The organism is Phenylobacterium sp. (assembly GCF_044358365.1).
GTDB lineage: Bacteria > Pseudomonadota > Alphaproteobacteria > Caulobacterales > Caulobacteraceae > Phenylobacterium.
The window spans coordinates 1-13,162 of the sequence record NZ_JBIKNZ010000011.1 but is presented as its reverse complement, the minus strand read 5'-3'; the positions used below and the strand labels follow the sequence as shown (position 1 = coordinate 13,162).

15 protein-coding genes are annotated in these 13,162 nt (G+C 65.4%); 6 read left to right on the top strand and 9 right to left on the bottom strand.

The genetic code is table 11. The features are described 5' to 3' along the window. Window positions 1–6: 6 nt before the first annotated feature. The 3 genes from ACIQ3B_RS04990 to bla all read right to left on the bottom strand — a co-directional run bounded on the left by ACIQ3B_RS04990 (window position 7) and on the right by bla (window position 2,783). Window positions 7–390 carry a VOC family protein gene (locus ACIQ3B_RS04990; protein WP_397400225.1) on the bottom strand — a complete coding sequence of 128 codons (384 nt, stop codon included), beginning with the start codon at window positions 388–390 and terminating at the stop codon, window positions 7–9. 66 nt (window positions 391–456) lie between these two features. Beyond that, complete coding sequence (locus tag ACIQ3B_RS04985) at window positions 457–1,674, bottom strand: NADP-dependent isocitrate dehydrogenase (RefSeq protein ID WP_397400224.1); 1,218 nt, start codon at window positions 1,672–1,674, stop codon at window positions 457–459. Between the two features lie 80 nt (window positions 1,675–1,754). Then, window positions 1,755–2,783, bottom strand: coding sequence for a class A beta-lactamase (gene bla, locus ACIQ3B_RS04980; protein WP_397400223.1), 1,029 nt, complete (start codon window positions 2,781–2,783; stop codon window positions 1,755–1,757). 28 nt (window positions 2,784–2,811) lie between these two features. On the opposite strand from bla, the gene ACIQ3B_RS04975 reads away from it, so the two are divergent. The 5 genes from ACIQ3B_RS04975 (at window position 2,812) to rpsD (ending at window position 7,709) form a co-directional block, all read left to right on the top strand. Continuing rightward, a complete protein-coding gene (locus ACIQ3B_RS04975; protein ID WP_397400222.1) occupies window positions 2,812–3,600 on the top strand; it encodes an RNA methyltransferase in 789 nt (262 codons plus the stop codon). Continuing rightward, a complete protein-coding gene (locus ACIQ3B_RS04970; RefSeq protein WP_397400221.1) occupies window positions 3,597–4,682 on the top strand; it encodes an NAD(P)H-dependent flavin oxidoreductase in 1,086 nt (361 codons plus the stop codon). The genes ACIQ3B_RS04975 and ACIQ3B_RS04970 overlap by 4 nt, the downstream gene beginning before the upstream one ends. Beyond that, window positions 4,679–5,917, top strand: a complete 1,239-nt coding sequence (locus tag ACIQ3B_RS04965; RefSeq protein ID WP_397400220.1) for a DUF1254 domain-containing protein — start codon at window positions 4,679–4,681, stop codon at window positions 5,915–5,917. The genes ACIQ3B_RS04970 and ACIQ3B_RS04965 overlap by 4 nt, the downstream gene beginning before the upstream one ends. Window positions 5,918–6,026: 109 nt before the next feature. Further along, window positions 6,027–6,713: a DUF1214 domain-containing protein gene (locus ACIQ3B_RS04960; RefSeq protein ID WP_397400219.1), complete on the top strand. Its 687-nt coding sequence runs from the start codon at window positions 6,027–6,029 to the stop codon at window positions 6,711–6,713. A 378-nt stretch (window positions 6,714–7,091) separates the two neighbouring features. Beyond that, entirely contained in the window at window positions 7,092–7,709 is a 618-nt protein-coding gene (rpsD, locus tag ACIQ3B_RS04955; RefSeq protein WP_397400218.1) for a 30S ribosomal protein S4, read from the top strand. 235 nt (window positions 7,710–7,944) lie between these two features. Here the strand turns inward: rpsD and ACIQ3B_RS04950 are convergent, their stop codons facing one another. The 5 genes from ACIQ3B_RS04950 to ACIQ3B_RS04930 all read right to left on the bottom strand — a co-directional run bounded on the left by ACIQ3B_RS04950 (window position 7,945) and on the right by ACIQ3B_RS04930 (window position 11,543). Further along, complete coding sequence (locus ACIQ3B_RS04950) at window positions 7,945–9,030, bottom strand: mechanosensitive ion channel family protein (protein WP_397400217.1); 1,086 nt, start codon at window positions 9,028–9,030, stop codon at window positions 7,945–7,947. A gap of 1 nt (window position 9,031) precedes the next feature. Then, window positions 9,032–9,451 carry an acyl-CoA thioesterase gene (locus ACIQ3B_RS04945; protein WP_397400216.1) on the bottom strand — a complete coding sequence of 140 codons (420 nt, stop codon included), beginning with the start codon at window positions 9,449–9,451 and terminating at the stop codon, window positions 9,032–9,034. Next, a complete protein-coding gene (gene grxD, locus ACIQ3B_RS04940; RefSeq protein WP_397400215.1) occupies window positions 9,448–9,792 on the bottom strand; it encodes a Grx4 family monothiol glutaredoxin in 345 nt (114 codons plus the stop codon). Before grxD ends, ACIQ3B_RS04945 begins: the two co-directional genes overlap by 4 nt. A gap of 66 nt (window positions 9,793–9,858) precedes the next feature. Next, window positions 9,859–10,092: a BolA family protein gene (locus ACIQ3B_RS04935; protein ID WP_397400214.1), complete on the bottom strand. Its 234-nt coding sequence runs from the start codon at window positions 10,090–10,092 to the stop codon at window positions 9,859–9,861. 218 nt (window positions 10,093–10,310) lie between these two features. Continuing rightward, window positions 10,311–11,543, bottom strand: a complete 1,233-nt coding sequence (locus tag ACIQ3B_RS04930; RefSeq protein ID WP_397400213.1) for a serine hydrolase domain-containing protein — start codon at window positions 11,541–11,543, stop codon at window positions 10,311–10,313. Window positions 11,544–11,627: 84 nt separating this feature from the next. On the opposite strand from ACIQ3B_RS04930, the gene ACIQ3B_RS04925 reads away from it, so the two are divergent. Then, window positions 11,628–12,116: a CinA family protein gene (locus ACIQ3B_RS04925; protein ID WP_397400212.1), complete on the top strand. Its 489-nt coding sequence runs from the start codon at window positions 11,628–11,630 to the stop codon at window positions 12,114–12,116. Window positions 12,117–12,175: 59 nt separating this feature from the next. Here the strand turns inward: ACIQ3B_RS04925 and ACIQ3B_RS04920 are convergent, their stop codons facing one another. Continuing rightward, on the bottom strand, window positions 12,176–12,778 hold the full coding sequence (locus ACIQ3B_RS04920) for a hypothetical protein (protein ID WP_397400211.1): 603 nt from the start codon (window positions 12,776–12,778) through the stop codon (window positions 12,176–12,178). Between the last annotated feature and the right edge of the window lie 384 nt (window positions 12,779–13,162).

Here is a 13,162-nt window from a genome sequence, read left to right as displayed (position 1 = left end):
TGCGGCTCAGCTGGTCAGGAACACACAGTATTTGTTGCCCACAGGGTCGCGGAAATAGGCGCCGTAGAACCCGCTGGTCGCCTCCGGCGGGCGAAACCCGGGTGCGCCTTCGTCGGATCCGCCATGAGCCAGGGCAGCAGCGTGCGCGGCCTTGACCTGGTCCTGGCTTGTCGCGGTCAGGGCCACCATGATCCCGTTGCCCGCGCGCGGGGCCTCGCCATCGTAAGGCTTGCAGATGCCGATGGTCATTTCACCGCCTTTGGGGCCGTAGAAGACCCAGCCCGGAAACGGTGCGCTGCGCTCATAGCCAAGCGCACCCAAGGTGGCGTCGAAGAAGGGTGTGGCGGCCTCTACGTCGGCGGCCCCGATGGTCACGTATCCGATGGTCATGGGTGTTCTCCTCTCCCGCGAAGGCTATCGCAGAGATGAAAACAAAACAAGAACGAAAGCTCAACCTCAGGCTGCGGCCAGTTCCTTGGCCAGGTTCGCTGCGACCTTGTCGAGGAAGCCTTCCGTGGTGAGCCAACCCTGGGTGTCGCCGACCAGCAGCGCCAGGTCCTTGGTCATCGAGCCGCTCTCGACCGTAGAGACGCAAACCTTCTCGAGGATGTCGGCGAACCGGTCCAGCTCTGTGTTGCCGTCCAGCTTGGCGCGATGCTTGAGGCCCTGGGTCCAGGCGAAGATCGAGGCGATGGAGTTGGTGGAGGTGCTCTCGCCCTTCTGATGCTGACGATAGTGTCGGGTCACGGTCCCGTGGGCGGCCTCGGCTTCCATGGTCTTGCCGTCGGGGGTGATCAGGACGGAGGTCATAAGACCCAGTGAGCCAAAGCCCTGAGCCACGGTGTCGGACTGAACGTCGCCGTCGTAGTTCTTGCACGCCCAGACGTAACCGCCGGACCACTTCATCGCTGCGGCCACCATGTCGTCGATCAGGCGATGTTCATAGGTCAGACCCTCGGCCTTGAATTTTTCGAGGTACTCCGTCTCGTAGACCTCCTGGAAGATATCCTTGAAGCGTCCGTCATAGGCCTTGAGGATGGTGTTCTTGGTGGAGAGATAGAGCGGATACTTGCGCGCCAGGGCGTAGGCGAAGCTCGCCCGGGCGAAGTCGCGGATCGAGTCATCGAGGTTGTACATGGCCAGGGCCACGCCGGCGCCAGGGTACTTGAACACCTCGCGCTCGATGGTCTCGCCGTTGTCGCCCTTCCAGGTCAGCGTCATGGTCCCGGGGCCGGGGACCTTGAAGTCGGTGGCGCGGTACTGGTCGCCATAAGCGTGGCGACCGATGATGATGGGCTGTGTCCAGCCCGGCACCAGACGCGGCACGTTCTTGCAGATGATCGGTTCGCGGAAGACGACGCCGCCCAGGATGTTGCGGATTGTGCCGTTGGGCGACTTCCACATCTGCTTGAGCTTGAATTCCTCCACCCGCGCTTCGTCGGGCGTGATGGTTGCGCATTTGATGCCGACGCCGTGTTTCTTGATCGCCTCGGCGGCCTCGACGGTCACCTTGTCGTCGGTGGCGTCTCGGTTTTCCATGCTGAGGTCGTAGTACTCGATCTCCAGATCGAGGAAGGGAAAGATCAGCTTGTCCTTGATCCATTTCCAGATGATCCGGGTCATCTCGTCTCCGTCGAGATCGACGACGGGATTGGCGACTTTGATCTTGGCCATGAGGGACAGGCGCTCCGGACGAAATGTGTTTGTCGCCGTATAGCCGCCACGCGCGCCAACGCAAAGGCTGTGAAAGCGATCTAGCCGATCGCGCGCACCGCGGCGCCTGCGACGCGGGCGATCAGGGCGTCTGCTGCAGCGTCGTCGACGGTCGAGCCTGACAGAAAGGCGACGATGGCGTAGGCGCGCTTGTCGGCCAGGGTGAATATGCCGACGTCGTTGCAGGCGGGCCGAAGGCCGAGGTGGTACCCGCTGAAGCCTGTGCGGTGCGCCAGCACGGCGTCAGATGGCAGGCCCGCCCGCAGTCGACCTGGCGCGCTGACGTTGCGAACCATCATGGCGCGGAGCTTTTCTGTCGAGATTTCGGAGATCAGGTCATTGCGACTGAGGCGTTGAAGAAACTCCAGCATGCCGCGCGGGGTGGCCGAATCACGTCCGTCGGTCATGTGCGCCCGCATGGCGGCCAACCTCGTGGCCTCGGGAATCCTGGCTCGCGCGGCGTCATAGACCGCACCGTCGCGCCATGCCGGCCGGAACGAGGGCATACCATTCACTTCGGGCTGTAACTCACGCTCATAGCGATCCACGCGGATGCCGGTGAGATTGCGCGAGGCCAGCCAGGCCGTAAGCGCGCCGGGCCCTCCGATGCGTTTCAACAGAACGTCGGTAGCCGTATTGTCGCTGGTGACCACCATGGCCTCCAGCAATTCGCCCAGCGTGTAGTTGTCTCGCCCCGGCCAGGCCGTCGCAATGGGCGAGTGCTGGGTTGAGAGCTGAGTCTCTTCTAGGACAACCCGTTCGTCGAGGGCCAGTCGTCCGCCATCCACCTCACTGAGCACGGCGGCGCCCAGCGGCAGTTTGACGACACTTTGCATAGGGAACGGGCGTTCCGGGTTGAACAGGTAGCTCTCGCCGTTTTCCAGGTTCATCAGCCCGACCCCCAGGACGCCCGGGCGGGCGTCGGCGGCGATCGCTTTCACCGCGCGCTCCAGGCCGGCGAGATCAATCGCTGGGGTCCTGGACGTCGTGATCGGCATGCGCGCCTGGCAGGCCGGGATCATCAGCGAAGTGGCGGCTGCCAGCAGGCTTCTTCGGTCGAGGGTTGCCATCAGGCGAGGAGCCTTCTCTAAACGCGACATGGTTGAAGCATCGCCGACAGCGCCTGTCATTATCCTGAACGCGCCCCAGATGGCGGAAAACATCGGCGCTGTAGCCCGCGTAATGGCGAATTTCGGCCTGGCTGACCTCCGGCTGATCAATCCGCGCGACGGGTGGCCACAGGAACGTGCATGGGCCCTGGCGTCGGGCGCGGAATGGCCGCTGAATGACGCGCGGGTCAGCGATACGGTGCATGAGGCCATCGCCGATCTCAATTTGGTGTTCGCCACGACGGCGCGACCCCGGGAACTTCAGCTGCCGATCCTTACGCCGCGCGCGGCCGCGGCCGAGCTTTTGGCGGCTTCGACCCGCGGAGAACGGGTCGGACTGATGTTCGGCGGTGAGCGCGCAGGACTTGAGACGGCGGATATCGCGCTTTGTCAGGCGGTCGTTACAATCCCCATCGATCCGAAGTTCCGATCGCTGAACCTGGCGCAGGCGGTGGCGATCAATGCCTATGAATGGCGTGCGACCGTGAGCGATGCGCCGCCGACGATCTTCCGGGAGCATTCACCAGCCGCTGACGGCGCCGCAATGCTGGGCCTGTTCGAACACCTGGAAAGGGAACTGGACGTCGCAGGGTTCTTCCACCCGGCGGACAAGCGACCTTCAATGGTGCAGAACCTGCGCTCGGCGCTCGGCAAGGGGCGCTTGTCGGAGCAGGAGGTGCGCACCCTGCGCGGCGTCGTAACGGCCCTTTCGCGGGGCCGCGGCCGGGTGTTGGACAAACTGGCCCGGCAGAAGGCTGAACGCGAGGGGAATGAATGAGCTTTGCTGCTCTGCTGCAGTCCCTGCCGATCCCCATCATTCAGGCGCCGATGGTGGGAGCCTCTTCGGACGCCCTGGCGATCTCTGTCAGCAAGGCTGGCGGGATGGGTTTCCTGGCGGCTGGCGCGATGGCGGCCGCCGAGATCGGGCCAAGTGTAACGGCTATGCGTTCGGCGACCGACGCGCCATTCGGTGTGAACCTGCTGATGGCGCCCGCTGTCGCGCCTGACCCGCTGGATGTGGCGCGCGCGCTGGACCGTCTGGCGGTCTGGTACGGGGAACTTGGCCTGCCCATGCCTGCGCCGCCCAACATCTTCGCCCCGGACTTTGAAACCCAGTTGGAAGCCTTGACCGCAGCGGCGCCTCCGGTGGCCTCTTTCGCATTCGGAGTGCTGAACGGCCAGCAGGTCGAGGCGCTGCATCGGGCTGGCAGTTATGTGGTCGGGACCGCCACGACGGTCGCCGAGGCCCGGGCCTGGGCGGATGTGGGCGCAGATGGCGTCTGTGCCCAGGGCATGGAGGCCGGAGGTCATCGCGGCCACTTTCTGGAAGACGTCGATGCCAGCCTGATCGGGACCATGGCGTTGATCCGCACTGTGCGCGCCGCTGTGGATCTGCCGGTGATCGCGGCGGGCGGGATCATGGACGGCCACGGCGTGGCCGCGGCCCTGGCGCTGGGCGCCGAGGCTGTTCAGATGGGGACGGCGTTCCTGCTGACCGACGAGGCGGTCACTTCGCTGCCCTGGCGTCGGGCGATCACCGGCGCTGGTGATGATCCGACGCGGTTGACGCGGGCCTTCACGGGCCGCCATGCTCGCGGGATCCAGAACCGGTTCATGCGCGAGATGCAGTCGATCCAGAACGATGTTCCGGACTATCCGGTGCAGAACCGGCTGACCCAGCCAATGCGGGTGGCGGCCGCGGTGGCAGATGATCCGGATATGATCTCGCTGTGGGCGGGGCAGGGGGTGGCGTTGGCTTCAAACGGGGCGGCCGCCGATCTGTTGCGGCGGTGGTGGGCGGAAGCAGGCGACGCGGCCAGAGGGGTCGTGGCGCGTTATGAGCGGGGGAGCCAATCGTGACGGATCTGAGGACAGCGGCGCGTCTGGCCTATGTTTTCACGCTGCCGTTGATGGAGGTGGCCTCCACAAGGCAGCGAGGTCAGGCGCTGGGTCATGTGATGGGTGTGTTCTCCCATGTGCGCCGCCTGGCCAATCATCGCCACCGTGCGGTGACAACGCCCAACAACGACACGCTCTATTCCACGGCCCAGATCGACCTGTCGGCGGGGCCAGTCTCCATCACCCTGCCGCCAGCGGGCGAGCGGTACCTGTCGCTGGCCCTGATGGACGCCTATACCAACAACTTCGCCATCCTGGGCACGCGGACGACGGGCCCGGACGGGGGGACTTTCCGGCTGGTGGGCCCCGGCGAAGCGGTCGAAGGCTGGAACGTCATCCGCGCGCCGACGAACCATGTCTGGGCCCTGTCCCGCATCCTTGTGGACGGCCCTCACGATCTGGAGGCTGCCCGCGAGGTCCAGGCCGGGCTGTCGATGCAGGGGCCAGCAACAGAGACCCCGGGTCCCTATGCGCTGCGGTCGGCGGACTGGCGTGAGTATTTCGACAGCGCGGCGGCCCTGATGACCGCCAATCCGCCGCCGGTCACCGACCTTGCGATCCTGCGGGCCATAGCCCCGATGGGCCTTGCCGAAGGCTTCGACCCCCGCCGGTTCTCCGAAGCCGATATCGCCGAGATCGAGGCAGGCGTTGCCGAGGCGCGCTCGGCAGTCCGCAAGGGCGGCCTGGGTGGGGCGAGCTATGTGGCAGGCTGGTCCTATCCCAGTTCGCGGCTGGGCGACTTCGATCAGGACTACGCCTATCGCGCTGCGGTCGCATTGTCGGGCCTGGCGGCGCTACCGCCAGCCGAGGCCATGTACATGCGCGCGGAGGGCCACGGCGCCCGCGACCTGCTGGACGGAACGAAGGCTTGGCGCCTGCACTTTCCGGCAGACCAGCCGCTGCCGGTGAATTCGTTCTGGTCGCTCAGCCTCTACGAGGCGACGGACGACGGGCAGTACTTCTTCACCGACAATCCTCTGGAGCGCTATGCGATCGGCGACCGCACGCCGGGCCTGAAGACCAATGCCGACGGCTCGCTGGATATCTGGATCGGTCATGCCGACCCCGGCCCGGAGCGGGCGAGTAACTGGCTGCCGGCCCCGGCCGGGCCATTCGCCGCGTTCCTGCGGGCCTACCTGCCGAAACCCGAACTGCTGGACGGCCACTACCGCCTGCCGCCTATCACCGAAGCCTAGAAGAGCCCCCCGCCGATGAACCGACGCGCTCGGTCTGACCGGACCTAAGGGCGTAGCTCCGCCGGCCTTCGCGGCGCGGAGCGCGCCGGCGCTGGAGTACTTCGCTTCGGTGGCTGCGCTCCTGAAATCCAACCCGCCACCGGCAACGGATGGGGCCCTGTTCGCGCGCATCTTGCCGCTGGGCCTCACAGCGCAGGGCGGTTTCGATCCGACGCGCTTTGATGCCGCGGCGGTCGCCCAGATTGGCGCTGGCGTCGCCGACGCTCGCCGGGCCATGCAGGCGCTCCGTGTCGGCGGCGGGGTGCAGGGCTGGAGCTATCCGCGCAGCACCCTTGGCGACTTCAATCAGGACTACGCTTTCCGCACGGCTCTTGCCCTCGCACGACTGGCTGCCCTTCCACCGGCCGAGGCCATGTACATGAACCCGATGGGCGACCGGGGGCGGATGTTCACTGGCGAGGGGCCCTATCGGCCGAGCTTCCCCGCGGGTCAGCTTCCAGCCGTCGATACCTTCTGGTCGCTGACGATGTACGAGGCCACGCCCGACGGCCAGTTCTTCCTCGTGGAGAACCCGATCCGGCGCTACTCGATTGGCGACCGCACGCCGGGGCTGAAGACCAACGCCGACGGTTCGCTTGATCTCTGGATCGCGCGTTCAGATCCGGGCGGCGACCGTTCGGCCAACTGGTTGCCTGCGCCGGTATCCGGCCCCTTCACGCTCAGCTTCCGAGCCTACCTGCCACGGCAGGACTTCCTGGATGGCCGGTACCGGCTTCCGGCCATCCTCTTGGGGTAGTGCCTCAACCTGGCCTGGTCGACGCACCCCTGTGCAGACCAGACATGACATGGATCGTGGCGTGTATTGGAAGGTTGCGGTCATTTCTCCTATAGATTCTCGCCTCAACAAGTTCGCTCGCTCAAGGATCTAGCGTCGCCGGACGATCGCTGGGCGTCTTGTGGGATCAGGTTTCAAGAAGATGCGCGGAAGCTCAACCGAGGCGCCAGGCGGCGCTCCTCGACCTTGACTCCGCGCCCCCCAGACGGCATAGACCCGCCCTTCCAACCGCCGGGGCAGCCCGAGTGGCCGGGAACCTATGACGGGTGATGCAAGGCCGCCGTTGAAATCGCGTTCTCTTCAAGAGGACGCCGGCCCGCGTCGAACAGAGAGCTAACGATGTCAAAGCGCCACAGCGCCAAGTACAAACTCGACCGCCGGATGGGCGAAAACATCTGGGGTCGCCCGAAGTCCCCGATCAACACGCGCGCCTACGGCCCCGGCCAACACGGCCAGCGCCGCAAGTCCAAGGTCTCTGACTTTGGCCTGCAACTCCGCGCCAAGCAGAAGCTGAAAGGCTATTACGGCAACATCACCGAGAAGCAGTTCGTCCGCATCTACAAGGACGCCGCCAGCCGCAAGGGCAACACCTCGGAGAACCTGATCGCGCTGCTGGAAAGCCGCCTGGACGCCATCGTCTACCGCGCCAAGTTCGTGCCGACCCCGTTCGCGGCGCGTCAGTTCGTCAACCACGGCCACGTGATGGTCAACGGCAGCCGCGTGAACATCGCCTCCTATCGCGTGAAGCCGGGCGACGTGGTCACGGTTCGTGAGCGTTCGCGCAACATGGCCCTGGTGCTGGAAGCCCTGCAGTCGTCGGAGCGCGACACGCCGGAATACATCACCGTTGACGCCAAGAGCATGTCGGCCACCTTCGTCCGCACGCCGGACCTGGCCGAGGTGCCTTATCCGGTGAAGATGGAACCCAACCTCGTGGTCGAATTCTACGCGTCGTAACCGACGCCGGATCGAAGCACATTCTGCGAAGGCCCCGGAGCGATCCGGGGCCTTTTGCTTTGCGCCGACGTATGGCGAAGTGGGCGAATGAACCGAAGGGACTGCGTTTTCTCGGCACCGGCCCTGGCCCGTCAGGCGTAAACAGGTGGACGCCTGCAGCGGCATTGCGAGGGGGCTTGTGACCCTGAGCTTTACGTGGGTCGAAATCGGGATCGCGCGCCGCACGAAGGTTTTCCTACTCAATCCGTTGGTCAGTCGTACCGGGTAGCTCGACACCCGTCCGCGGCAGCATCTCCGGCATCTCCGCCCGCAACCAGTCCAGCACCTTCTCGCGGATTTCGGCGCGCAGTTCGGTGGCTTCGTCGGCGTTGCGCGCGCCCACAAGGCAGCGGATCTCCATGGCTTTCTCGCGCACGTCATTGACCTGGATCTTGACGATCTGACCGTCCCAATGGGGCGAGGCTCTGGCGATGACCTCGACGGTGGCGCGCAGTTGCGCCAGGGGAACGCGCTGATCGAGCACCAGCATGACCTCGGCGATCAGGTTGGAGGTCTCGCGGGTCCAGTTCTGGAAGGGCTGCTCCAGGAAGTAGCGAAGCGGCACGACGAGGCGCCGCAGATCGTGCAGGCGGATCACCACATAGGTCGCCTTGATCTCCTCGATGTGGCCGAACTCATTCTGGACGACCACGGCGTCGTTGATGCGGATCGGCTGGGTGAAGGCGATCTGGATCCCGGCCATGATGTTGGAGAGCACCGGCTGCAGCGCCAGACCCAGTATGATGCCTGCCGCGCCGCCCGCGGCCAGCAGGCTGACCCCGATCTGCTTGACACCGGGAATGGTGATCAGCGCCAGCGCCGTCGTCACCACGATGATCAGCACGTTCAACGACCGACGCAGGATCCGGGTCTGGGTCAGCATCTTGCGCGCGTGGGCGGTGTCGGCGACGTCGGACCGATGGCCCCGCAGGTAGATGGCCGCGGCGATGTCCGTGGCAGTCATCAGGACCCAGCCCACGAGCACGATGAAGGCCACCAGCAACACATGCTGCAGGGTCGCCGCGAGCGCGGGGTCCACCGGTGTCACCTTGAGCGAAAGGCTTAGCGCCGCGACCACCAGGGCGAAACGGCTGGGCGCCCGCGTCCTCACCATGAGGGAGCGGGTGAATTCGCCGCGCTTCTTCAGGCTTCGGGAGAGCGCGCGTACGATCAGGGCATGCAGCACCACGGCGGCCACCAACGCGGCCGCAATCAGGCTGAGGCTGACCGCCCAGTTCGGGACCCATGCGGGCAGGAAGGCGGAGACAAGATCCGGCGGCATGTTAGCTGAACATCTCCGTCACCCAGTCCGGAACCCGCCGTGGCCGGCCGGTGGCTTTTTCAATCAGGACCCAGGTGGTCTTGATCTGTGCGCACATCTGGCCGGTTTCATGGTCAAGGCGGATGAAGCGGTCGAACCTGGGGCCCTGGGCGGCCTCGGCGACCCAGGTGCGACCGTGGCAGGTTTCGCCCAGCTTGAGCTCCCGGCGGTAGTCGACCTCGTGGCGAAGCGCGATCCAGGCCCAGTCAGCTTCTGCTTCAGGCGGCGCCAGCGATAGCCAGTGGCTCGTGCCCATGTCCTGGGCCCAGCGCAGATAGACCACATTGTTCACGTGGCCATTGGCGTCGATGTCGGCGGGCGTGGGCTCGAACGTCAGCTCAAAGACCTTGCGGCCCGGAGGCGGTTCGAGCAGGCGGGTCACTCGGTCAGAAGGCCTTGCTCAGCCATCATGGCCTTCAGTTCGCCGCTTTCGAACATCTCCTTGATGATGTCGCAGCCGCCCACGAACTCGCCCTTCACATAGAGCTGCGGGATGGTCGGCCAGTCCGAGAAGGTCTTGATGCCTTCGCGCAGTGGATCGCTCTGCAGCACGTCGACGCCCACGAACTCCACGCCCAGGTGATCGAGGATCTGAACGCTCACGGCGGAGAAGCCGCAGCGGGGCTGTTCCGGCTCGCCCTTCATGAACAGGATCACCGGATTCTCGGCCACGGATTTGGCGATCCAGGCGTGGACGGGGTTGGCGGTCGCGGTTTCGCTCATCGGTCGCCCTTTCGGCAGAATTCTTAAGGCTAGAGCTAGGGACGCGACGCCTCCCGGTCAAGCCGGTCAGAGCGGCGTGGAGGTTTCCAGCGCCAGGGCATGCAGTTCCCCGCCCATTTTTCCCTTGAGTGCAGCATAGACCAGCTGGTGCTGGCGCACGCGGGGCAGGCCTTTGAACGCGGTCGAGACAATGCGCGCCTTGTAGTGATCGCCGTCGCCGGCCAGATCCTGGATTTCGATCTCGGCGTCGGGGAAACCCTCCTTGAGGACGGCTTCGAGGGCGGTATGGGTCATGGGCATGGGGCACGTTTAGGCGGTTGGGGGCGGGGGCTCAAGGTTCCTCGATTTTCTCACGTGTCATCCCGGTTTTGGCTCAGCCAAAGAACGGGACCCATACGCACGGGACGGCGGACACATCATGCAACCGCGCCGCCGCGCCCTGGTCGCAGGCGCGGAGTCTATGGGTCCCGGTCTTCGCCCATGGCGAAACCGGGATGACACCCTTGGGAATTTGAACCTCAATCAATGATCGCGGAGTACACTAGGCTCTTGAGCTGGCCGCGGAAGTTGAAGGTGCCAGACGGCATCAGCTGGGTCATGAATACCAGGGTCAGGTCCTCCTTGGGGTCGACCCAGAAGATCGTCGAGGCCGCGCCGCCCCAGTAGTAGTCGCCGGTTCCGAGGCCGCCGGTGGCCACCTGGTCCATGGTCGAGGCAAAGCCCAGGCCGAAGCCCACGCCCTCGTTGGCGGTTTCGGAGAAGCCGCCGATGGCCACCTGGGTGAGGTCCTTGCCGCCGGGCAGGTGGTTCATGTGCATGATCTCCAGGGTGCGTGGCCCCAGGATACGATGTCCGTCCAGTTCGCCGCCGCGACGCAGCATCTCGCAGAAGCGCATGTAGTCGGCGGTGGTGCCGGTGAGGCCGCCGCCGCCCGACTTGAAGGCCGGTTCCTTGATGAAGCTGCTGGTGGCCGGATCATCAAGCAATTTCAGCTTCTTGTCGGGACCGCGCTCATAGTTGGCGGCGAAGCGGTCCTGTTTGTCGGCGGCCACGTAGAAGGCGGTGTCGACCATGCCCAGCGGGCCGAAGATCACGTCCTGAAGGTACTGGGCCAGCGGCTTGCCGGAGATGATCTCCACCAGCGCGCCGCAGACATCGGTCGCCAGCGAGTACATCCAGGCCTGGCCCGGCTGGTAGCGCAGGGGCACTTGGGCCAGCTTGTCCATGAACTCCATCATGGTGTCGGTGGTGCCCGACGAGCGGATGCGCAGGGTGCGGTAGATGTTGTCGATCGGATGCTGGACGCCCACGCCCGGCAGACCGCCGCCATAGGTGAGACCGGCCATGTGCGACAGCACATCGCGGAAGGTGATCGGCCGGCCCGGCGCCTCGGTGACCATGTCGGCGCCTTCGCCCGAGACCCACACGCGGTGGTTCTTCCAGGACGGCACATAGCGGCTGACCGGGTCGTTGAGCTGGAAATAGCCCTGCTCATAGAGGGTCATGAGCGCCACCGAGGTGATCGGCTTGGTCATGGAATAGATGCGGTAGATGGTGTCGTCGCGGGTGGGCTTGTTGCGCTCGATGTCCATCATGCCGAAGGACTTCAGATAGGCGATGTGACCATGGCGGGCGACGGCGACCTGGCAGCCGGCGATCTTGGCCGGACCGATATAGTTGCGCTCGATATGGTCGGTGATGCGTTCCAGCCGGCCTGCGTCCAGCCCCGTCCACTGTGATTGCGCGTCCATCGTCTCTCTCCGGGGTAGGGTTTTTGGTTGTTAGACGGCATCATGGACGCTGAACGGCGGGATCGCCAAGAGGGAAGCGCGAAGATGAGAGACCTGGAAGCCCTGGCCGCCGAGATCGGCGCGCTGCTGAAAGACCGCGGCGAGAAGATCGCCATCGCCGAGAGCTCGTCGGGCGGGCTGATCTCGGCGGCCCTGCTGAGCGTGCCCGGCGCCAGCGCCTACTATCTGGGCGGTGCGGTGGTCTATACGCCGAAGGCCCGGGTGTTGCTGACCGACATCCCGCGTGAGGCCCTGGAGGGAATGCGCTCGGCCAGCGAGCCCTATGCCATGCTCCTGGCGCGCAATCAGGTGGAGCGCTACGGCGCGACCTGGGGGCTTTCGGAGACCGGGGCGGCGGGGCCCACGGGCAATGGCTACGGCGATGCAGCCGGTCACACCTGTGTGGCAGTGGCCGGGCCGGTCGAGGCGGTGCTGACGATCGAGACGGGCGAAAGCGACCGCGGCGCCAATATGCGTGCGTTTGCGGCCGGCGCGCTGGAACTGCTGCGTCGGGCGATCGTGTCGGCGGGGTAGGGGACGGAAGCCGGAAAAAGGCGCCGGGGAACCCACGGAAGGCGCGGACGACTGCCGCGTCAGCCGGTGTCGGCGACCGGTGGCGCGGCGCCGGATGCCTCGTGGCCAGGGTCATCATCTTCCTGATCCGGCGGATTGTCCGGCGCCTCAGGCAGATCGCGCCACCGGCTGACGAGGTCCCCGGAGAGGCCCAGGGTGCGGCAGGCGCGCCGCACCTGGACATCCAGGTTTTCGGTGGTGAAGTCGGGCTCGACAAACCAGTCGTCGAGTTCGACGTCGAGGCGTTCGACGTAGTCCGCCCGGAGCGTGGCGTCGGATATCTCGGCATGGATCAGGCGGCCGACGGCGTCCTGAAGCTCGCCGAGGCGATCAAACTGGGCGTCTTCCTGGGCAAGCGCCCGCCCCATGGCGAGAAAGTCGACGTCGGGCGTGAGCGGGGTGCGGTGGCGCTGGACGGTCGGATCCTGGGCCAGCTTAGCCTTCAGCGCCAGGGTCTGGCGCAGGCAGCGCGACGCGCGCTGGTAGGACCGGCTGAGATCGGCCACCTCGCTCGCCTCGGTGGCGGCGAGGAGCTGCGCATGGACGTGCTTCGCCGCGCTGAGATCCATCTCAGCCAGCTCGGCCAGCATCTCGGCGCCTCGATCAGGGGTGGTCGCGGTCATGCTGGGGAGTGGACCACAGAGGTACGTCAGGATCGGACGTAGCATTTAGGCGGTGGGTGAATTTTCGTCCGCGGCGCGATCCAGGGGAGCCATGTCGGCGGTGCGCGACGGGGGTGCAGACGACGGGGATGCAGGCGATGGGGATGCAGGCGATGGGGACGGGTTTGGCGTCCCCTCTATTCCGGCTCAGCATGCGCATTCATGCGCAAGACATTCTTTCTATCGGCACTACCTGAGTTCGAAATGACTTCGTATCCCTAGAGCGTCGTGCCTGAATCGGGAATCGAAGGATTCCCAAATCTGACGAAGCGTGATTCACCGTGGATGGAGGTGGATCATGGGCAAGAGCTATTCGATGGACCTGCGCGAGCGGATCGTGGCGCA

What these genes read in the sequence shown, in the direction of transcription:
- bla (WP_397400223.1), bottom strand. Translation starts at nt 2,783, where the DNA reads ATGGCAACCCTCGACCGAAGAAGCCTGCTGGCAGCCGCCACTTCGCTG.
- ACIQ3B_RS04930 (WP_397400213.1), bottom strand. Translation starts at nt 11,543, where the DNA reads ATGGACGCGCAATCACAGTGGACGGGGCTGGACGCAGGCCGGCTGGAA.
- rpsD (WP_397400218.1), top strand. Translation starts at nt 7,092, where the DNA reads ATGTCAAAGCGCCACAGCGCCAAGTACAAACTCGACCGCCGGATGGGC.
- ACIQ3B_RS04975 (WP_397400222.1), top strand. Translation starts at nt 2,812, where the DNA reads ATGGTTGAAGCATCGCCGACAGCGCCTGTCATTATCCTGAACGCGCCC.
- ACIQ3B_RS04950 (WP_397400217.1), bottom strand. Translation starts at nt 9,030, where the DNA reads ATGCCGCCGGATCTTGTCTCCGCCTTCCTGCCCGCATGGGTCCCGAAC.
- ACIQ3B_RS04925 (WP_397400212.1), top strand. Translation starts at nt 11,628, where the DNA reads ATGAGAGACCTGGAAGCCCTGGCCGCCGAGATCGGCGCGCTGCTGAAA.
- ACIQ3B_RS04920 (WP_397400211.1), bottom strand. Translation starts at nt 12,778, where the DNA reads ATGACCGCGACCACCCCTGATCGAGGCGCCGAGATGCTGGCCGAGCTG.
- ACIQ3B_RS04985 (WP_397400224.1), bottom strand. Translation starts at nt 1,674, where the DNA reads ATGGCCAAGATCAAAGTCGCCAATCCCGTCGTCGATCTCGACGGAGAC.
- ACIQ3B_RS04970 (WP_397400221.1), top strand. Translation starts at nt 3,597, where the DNA reads ATGAGCTTTGCTGCTCTGCTGCAGTCCCTGCCGATCCCCATCATTCAG.
- ACIQ3B_RS04990 (WP_397400225.1), bottom strand. Translation starts at nt 390, where the DNA reads ATGACCATCGGATACGTGACCATCGGGGCCGCCGACGTAGAGGCCGCC.
- grxD (WP_397400215.1), bottom strand. Translation starts at nt 9,792, where the DNA reads ATGAGCGAAACCGCGACCGCCAACCCCGTCCACGCCTGGATCGCCAAA.
- ACIQ3B_RS04935 (WP_397400214.1), bottom strand. Translation starts at nt 10,092, where the DNA reads ATGCCCATGACCCATACCGCCCTCGAAGCCGTCCTCAAGGAGGGTTTC.